At 77.2% G+C, this 6,369-nt stretch carries 7 protein-coding genes; 2 read left to right on the top strand and 5 right to left on the bottom strand.

The window, feature by feature from the left end:
* From BJF88_RS23660 to BJF88_RS19655, 5 genes are all read right to left on the bottom strand, one after another.
* The coding region (locus BJF88_RS23660; protein ID WP_139316049.1) for a DUF4244 domain-containing protein at nt 1-383 on the bottom strand (383 nt) is incomplete at its 3' end.
* 143 nt (nt 384-526) lie between these two features.
* A complete protein-coding gene (locus BJF88_RS12335) occupies nt 527-1,054 on the bottom strand; it encodes a type II secretion system F family protein (protein ID WP_139316048.1) in 528 nt (175 codons plus the stop codon).
* A gap of 43 nt (nt 1,055-1,097) precedes the next feature.
* Nucleotides 1,098-1,793, bottom strand: a complete 696-nt coding sequence (locus BJF88_RS12330) for a hypothetical protein (protein WP_255371995.1) — start codon at nt 1,791-1,793, stop codon at nt 1,098-1,100.
* The gene (locus tag BJF88_RS12325) at nt 1,790-2,938 is read right to left on the bottom strand and encodes a TadA family conjugal transfer-associated ATPase (RefSeq protein ID WP_075829019.1); all 1,149 of its coding nucleotides are present in this window, start codon (nt 2,936-2,938) and stop codon (nt 1,790-1,792) included. Before BJF88_RS12325 ends, BJF88_RS12330 begins: the two co-directional genes overlap by 4 nt.
* Nucleotides 2,935-3,483 carry a pilus assembly protein FlpE gene (locus tag BJF88_RS19655; RefSeq protein WP_158068934.1) on the bottom strand — a complete coding sequence of 183 codons (549 nt, stop codon included), beginning with the start codon at nt 3,481-3,483 and terminating at the stop codon, nt 2,935-2,937. The genes BJF88_RS12325 and BJF88_RS19655 overlap by 4 nt, the downstream gene beginning before the upstream one ends.
* Nucleotides 3,484-3,845: 362 nt before the next feature.
* Between BJF88_RS19655 and BJF88_RS12315 the strand changes: the two genes are divergently transcribed.
* Entirely contained in the window at nt 3,846-4,745 is a 900-nt protein-coding gene (locus BJF88_RS12315) for an HAD family phosphatase (RefSeq protein WP_083649099.1), read from the top strand.
* Between the two features lie 209 nt (nt 4,746-4,954).
* On the top strand, nt 4,955-6,367 hold the full coding sequence (locus tag BJF88_RS12310; protein WP_075829017.1) for an NAD-dependent malic enzyme: 1,413 nt from the start codon (nt 4,955-4,957) through the stop codon (nt 6,365-6,367).
* Nucleotides 6,368-6,369: the final 2 nt, after the last annotated feature.

The following is a 6,369-nucleotide window of genomic DNA, read 5'->3' as shown; positions in this document are numbered from 1 at the left end:
CGACGCGCTGCGCACTGCGCCGCCGCGCGCAGAGGGTGAGCACCGCGACGAGGACGAGCACGACGGCGGGCAGCGCGACGGCGAGCTCGGCCGTGACCGCGCCCCGCTCGCCGTCGCCGGCCGAGGGTCGCCACCCCCGGCGAGCCGCCCACCGGTGCCGCGCCCGGTCCCGTCGCACGGTCAGCCCAGCGACAGGCGCCGCGCACGATGCCCAGCAGCATCTCGCGCACCTCGCCGCTCTTGAGCACGGCGATGAGCAGCCCGGCGAACCCGGCGGCGGCGACCGTCGCGATGGCGTACTCGGCGGTCGCGAGACCCGCCTCCCCCTCGTGGGTGTCCTGCCCCGTCAGTCGCGCGAGCGCGCGACGAGCGTGCACGGTCATGGTGTCTCCTCTCTGTCGGCCCGCGGTCGCGGGCGGTCGGTCCACCGTGGCAGCGGACGGGTGCTGGGCGCCGGGACCGGGCGGCGGCCCGTGGACGGGGCTGCTGGGCGGCGGGCCTGTGGACGGCCAGGGCGGGCGTGCTCTCAGCCGAGGAGCCCCGACCCGAGCGAGAGCAGCACCGGCAGCAACCCGACGAGGACGAAGGCGGGCAGGAAGCACGCTCCGAGCGGCAGGACGAGCCGGACGCCCAGCCGTGCCGCTGCGGTCCGTGCGGCGGCCGCGCGCTCCTGGCGCAGCGACTCCCCCGCGGCGCGCAGCGACTGGACGGGACCTGCGCCGTACACCCAGGCGGGCCGCAGCGCTCGGCGCACGACGTCGAGCCGCACGGGCGCGCCGGCCCATGCGGCGTCCCACGAGGCGCCGAGGACCAGCGCGGCGCTCGCCCGGCGCAGACCGTCGCCGTCGTCGCCGCCGACCGCGGTGCCGACCGTCTCGAGGGCCCGCGGCACGGACGCGCCCGCACGCACCGCGGCGGCGAGGAGCTCGAGCAGCACGCCCGTGCCGACGGCACCGTCGTCGGTCGCCGCGCCGGGCACCGGGCGCGCGCGTCCCGGGCGGCGCACCGGCGGAGCGCTCGCCGCCGGCGCGCCGCGCCGCGCGCGAGCCACCACGGCGACAGCGCGACGAGGACCCACGCCGCGACGACGAGGGCGGTCACGCCTCGTCCCCCGCCGACCGGGCGTGCGCGACGAGCCGCTCGGACCACGCCCGGCCCACCAGGAGCAGGAGCACGCCGAGGAGGACACCGGCGGTGCCGACGCCGCCGTCGAGGGCCGTCGCCACCGGGTCGGCGCCGAGCACGTAGCCGAGGAGCACCCCGACGGCGGGCAGCCACAGCAGGACGCGAGTCGTGGCGCGCGGGCCCGCGAGCGCGGCGTCGCGTGCCGCGTCGGCCTCCGCGTCGGCGGCCAGGGACGCCGCCACCTCCTCCAGGACGGAGACGAGGGGCGACCCGACGTCGCCGGCGAGGCGGCAGGCGGCGGCGACCGCGCGCGCCGTGCCGGGGCTGCCGAGACGGTGCGCGAGGTCGTCGACGCTCGGCACCCCGGAGGCGTCGACCCGCACGCCGGTCGCGCGCTCCCACGCCACGCCGGGCGGCGCGCCGGAGCGCAGCAGCGCGCCGACCTGAGCGACCACCAGCCGGACGAGCTCGGCGCCCTGCGCCCCTCGTCTGCCGCGCGACCAGCGCGACAGCGGGTTCCGCCCGCGGCCGGGAGCACCGCGCACACCGACCGGTACCGCCGCGCCGCGGTCGTGGCCGGCCCCCGCGGCCCGGCCAGCGGACCGCCCGCCAGGGTCCAGGACGGCCCACGTCGCGAACCCGACGAGCAGCCCCACGACCGCGCTCACGCCGGCCACCGGCGCGCGAGGTCCTCCCACGCGGGGCCGGCCACCGGTTCCGTCGACCCGTCCCACGACGCGGCGAGGTCGACCACGAGCCCGCCGTGCTCGTCGCGGCGCACAACGCCGATCTGGGCGATGTGGCGCCGGACCACCCCGTCCACGCGGTCCCGGCGCAGGTGCAGCACGACGTCGAGCCCGCTGGCCGCCTGGGCCGCCACGGCCCCACGGTCCATGCCCGCGAGCGCCGCGAGCGCCTCCAGGCGGGCGGGGACCACGGCGACGTCGTTCGCGTGGATCGTCGCGAGCCCGCCCTCGTGGCCGGTGTTGAGGGCCATGAGGACCTCCCGGACCTCGGCGCCGCGGCACTCGCCGAGGACGATGCGGTCCGGTCGCATGCGCAGCGCCGCGCGCACCAGGTCGGCGAGGTCGACGCCCCCGGCGCCCTCGACGTTGGGCCGTCGCGCGGTGAGCGGCACGACGTGCGGGTGGTCCGGCACGAGCTCGCGCGCCTCCTCGACGCACACGACGCGCTCGTCCGCGGGGACGAGGGCGAGCAGCGCCGCGAGCAGGGTGGTCTTGCCGGTGCCCGTGCCGCCGGAGACGAGCATCGACGCGCGGCGGTCGACGAGGCGCCGCAGGAGCGGCGCCCACGCCGCGGGCACGGTGCCGCGCGCGACGAGGTCGCCCAGCGCGAAGCCGCGGGGGCGCAGCACCCGCAGCGAGACGACGGCACCGGCCTCGCACACCGGCGCGACGACCGCGTGCAGGCGCGTGCCGTCCGGCAGGCGTGCGTCGACCACGGGGCACGCGTCGTCGAGCCGTCCTCCCCCGGCCGCCGCGAGACGCACGGCGAGGGCGCGGACGTCGGCGGCGCTCGCGAACGTGACGTCGGCGCGCTCGAGACCTGCACCGCGGTCGACCCAGACGTCGTCCGGACCGTTGACGAGCACGTCGGTGGTGCCCGGCTCGTCGAGCAGGGTCTGGAGGGGCCCGGCGCCGAACAGCTCGGCGCGCGCGGTGCGGGTCAGCTCCCGCAGCGCGGTCGAGCCCAGCACGCGGCCGGACGCCTGCAGCGCCTCGGCGAGCCGGGCGTCGTCCGTCCCGGTGCGCGCGAGCCGCTCGCGGACGCCGTCGAGCAGGTCGGGCCTCACGCGCGCCTCCGGGCGTCCAGGTACCGGCGGACCAGGACACGGCCGACCCGCTCGACCGGCCCCCGGCCGGCGCACGGGCCGTGCCCGCGCTCGACGGCGCCGGCGAGGCCGCGGTCCCGGCGCACGGCCGCGGCGACGTCGAGCCCGACGGCGTGCGCGACCTCGGCGGACGACAGACGCCCGGGCGCGGGGTGCCGGACGACGAGCGCGGCGGGCACGTCGAGGCGCGCCGCGAGCACGGCCGCGCCGCCCACCGCGGGGACGTCCAGCGGCGTCACGACGAGGACCTCGGCGCACGCGGCGGCCACCTCGTGCGCGGGCGTGCCCGGGACGAGCGTCCCCCGGCCGAGGTCGAGCACGACGAGGCCGTCCTGCGGCACGACCGTCTCGGCGAGCGCGGCGACCACGTCCACGACGCTGGCCACCGACGGGCCGCCCTCCGTCGTCGCGCTGACGACGGGGACGCCGTCCCAGCGCGGGAGCCGCGCGAGGAGGTCCGCTCCGTCGAGGCGCCCGCGCGCGTCGTCGAGGTCGGGCCAGCGCACGCCCGGCTCCTCCTCGACGCCCAGCAGGACGTCGATCCCCGCGCCGTCGCCCGCGAGCTCGACGAGGCACGCGGCGGCGCGCGCCCGGCGGCACGCACGAGCGACGCCGCGACCACGCTCGCCCCGGCGCCGCCACGCGCCCCGACCACGCCGACCACCGCACCCACCCGACCTCCCGGACCGTCCCGCACCGCACCCCGCCACAGCGACCGCACGGACCACGCCGACCACCGCGACCGCACCGACCTCACCCACGGTGGCCGGACGGCCGCGTCAGCCACCAGCGCGGCGCACCGTCCTGGGGACGTGGCCCTCGCGCGCCGGGCCTGTGGACGGCCACACGGCGCGGATAGGCTCGACGTGTGCCGCCGCCCTCCGCATCCCCGTCCTCGTCCGCGGGCCGGGTCGCAGCGTTCTTCGACCTCGACAAGACGATCATCGCGACGTCGTCCGCCGCCGCGTTCTCGCGCCCCTTCTTCGCGGGCGGGCTCATCACGCGCGGCGACGTCCTGCGCAGCGCGTACGCGCACTTCCTGTTCATGCTCGGCGGTGCCGACGCCGACCAGACCGAGCGCATGCGCGCGCACCTGTCGAGCCTCGCCACCGGGTGGGACGTCGCCACGGTCTCGCGCATCGTCGCGGAGACCGTGCACGAGCACATCGACCCGGTCGTGTACGCGGAGGCGGTCGAGCTCATCGACGCCCACCACGAGCACGGGCACGACGTCGTGGTGGTGTCCGCGTCGGGCAGCGAGGTCGTCGAGCCGATCGCGGCGGTGCTCGGCGCGGACCACGTCATCTCCTCCCGCATGGCCGTCGAGGACGGCCGGTACACGGGCGGCATCGACTTCTACGCCTACGGGGAGAACAAGGCCGCCGCGATCCGCGAGCTCGCCGAGCGCGAGGGGTACGACCTGGCCACGAGCTACGCCTACTCGGACTCGGTGACGGACGCACCGATGCTCCACGAGGTGGGCCACGCGTTCGCGGTCAACCCCGACCGCACACTGCGGCGCCTCGCCGCCGAGCACGGCTGGGGGGTGCTCACCTTCGCCAAGCCCGTCGCCCTGCGCTCACGCCTCGACCCGACGACGCCGGCGCTGGCCGCCGTGGGCGTCGTCGCCGTCGTCGCGGTCGGCTGGGTGGTGTGGCGGGTCTGGCGCCGTCGTGGCGCGGACGACCCTCACACGTTGCGTGCGTCCGGCACCGGGAGTCTGATGAGGGGACCAAGCGGCAGCGCGGCGGTACCCACGCGCAGGTAGTCCACACGGAGGACTCGCTGACCGGCCAGCGTGCCACGGCACGCCCCGTTGCAGCGGCTGAACCGTGCACGCCTGATAGCCGTCGCCCGCTGGCGACCACGGCGTCCGAGAGGGCGCCGTGGTCGTGTCCGGACCGCGTCCCGGACCATGCGCCGGACCGTGCTCCCGACGGTCCTCCCGGGCCCGCCCGAGCCGCGATACTGAGGGGCATGACGTCTGCGCCGAGCGTGTCCTCCTCCATCACCGTCCGCCTCCAGGTCGAGGCGCGGCCCACCGCCGTGAGCGAGCTGACCACGGCGATCGAGCACACCGGAGGCATCGTCTCCGCCCTCGACGTCACCGCGTCGGGCCAGGAGCGCATCACCGTGGACGTGACGGTGGCGACGCGCGGCCAGGAGCACGCCGACGAGATCGTCGACGCCCTGCGCGCGCTGCCCGGCGTCGTCGTCGACCGGGTCTCGGACCGCACGTTCCTGCTGCACCTCGGCGGCAAGCTGAAGATCGAGTCGAAGGTGCCGATCCGCAACCGCGACGACCTGTCGATGATCTACACGCCCGGCGTGGCGCGCGTGTGCGAGGCCATCGCCGCGAAGCCCGACGACGCGCGCCGCCTGACGATCAAGCGCAACACCATCGCGGTCGTCACCGACGGCACGGCCGTGCTCGGCCTCGGCGACATCGGTCCGCTCGCCTCGCTGCCCGTCATGGAGGGCAAGGCGGCCCTGTTCAAGCGGTTCGCCGACATCGACGCGTTCCCCGTCGCGCTCGACACCACGGACGTCGACGAGATCGTGCGGACCGTCAAGGCGATCGCCCCGGTGTTCGCCGGCATCAACCTCGAGGACATCTCCGCGCCGCGCTGCTTCGAGATCGAGCAGCGCCTGCGCGCCGAGCTCGACATCCCCGTCTTCCACGACGACCAGCACGGCACCGCGATCGTCGCGCTCGCCGCGCTGCGCAACGCGCTCAAGGTCGTCGGCAAGGAGCTCGCCGACGTGCGCGTCGTGCTGTCCGGCGCGGGCGCCGCGGGCACCGCCGTGCTCAAGCTGCTGCTCGCCGCGGGCGCGCACGACGTCGTCGTCGCCGACGTCGAGGGGGTCGTGCACCCGGACCGCCCCGGCCTGTCGGACGCGCTCGCGTGGACGGCGGCCCACACGAACCCGCGCGGCGTCAGCGGGACGCTGCGCGAGGCCGTGGTCGGCGCCGACGTGTTCATCGGCGTCTCCGCGCCCGACGTCCTCACGGGCGACGACGTCGCCGCCATGGCGCCCGACGCGATCGTCTTCGCGATGGCGAACCCGCGCCCGGAGGTCGACCCCGTCGAGGCCGCGAAGCACGCCGCGATCGTGGGCACGGGACGCTCGGACTTCGCGAACCAGATCAACAACGTCCTCGCGTTCCCCGGCGTGTTCCGCGGGCTGCTCGACGCGCAGTCGCACCGGATCACGGACGACATGCTGCTCGCCGCCGCCCGCGCCCTCGCGGACGCCGTGCACCCCGACCAGCTCAACCCGACGTACATCATCCCCAGCGTGTTCAACCCCGAGATCACGACGCTGGTCGCGGCGGCGGTCGAGCAGGCGGCCCGCGCGGACGCCGACGTCGTGACGGCGAGCGCCTGAGC

This window comes from Cellulosimicrobium sp. CUA-896 (genome assembly GCF_001942335.1).
In the GTDB taxonomy this organism is placed as follows: domain Bacteria; phylum Actinomycetota; class Actinomycetes; order Actinomycetales; family Cellulomonadaceae; genus Cellulosimicrobium.
The sequence above is the reverse complement of the archived record's forward strand: the minus strand, read 5'-3'. Positions and strand labels throughout refer to the sequence as shown.

Excerpts from the sequence above, each read along its gene's own strand:
- BJF88_RS12310 (WP_075829017.1), top strand. The coding sequence starts at position 4,955 with ATGACGTCTGCGCCGAGCGTGTCCTCCTCCATCACCGTCCGCCTCCAG.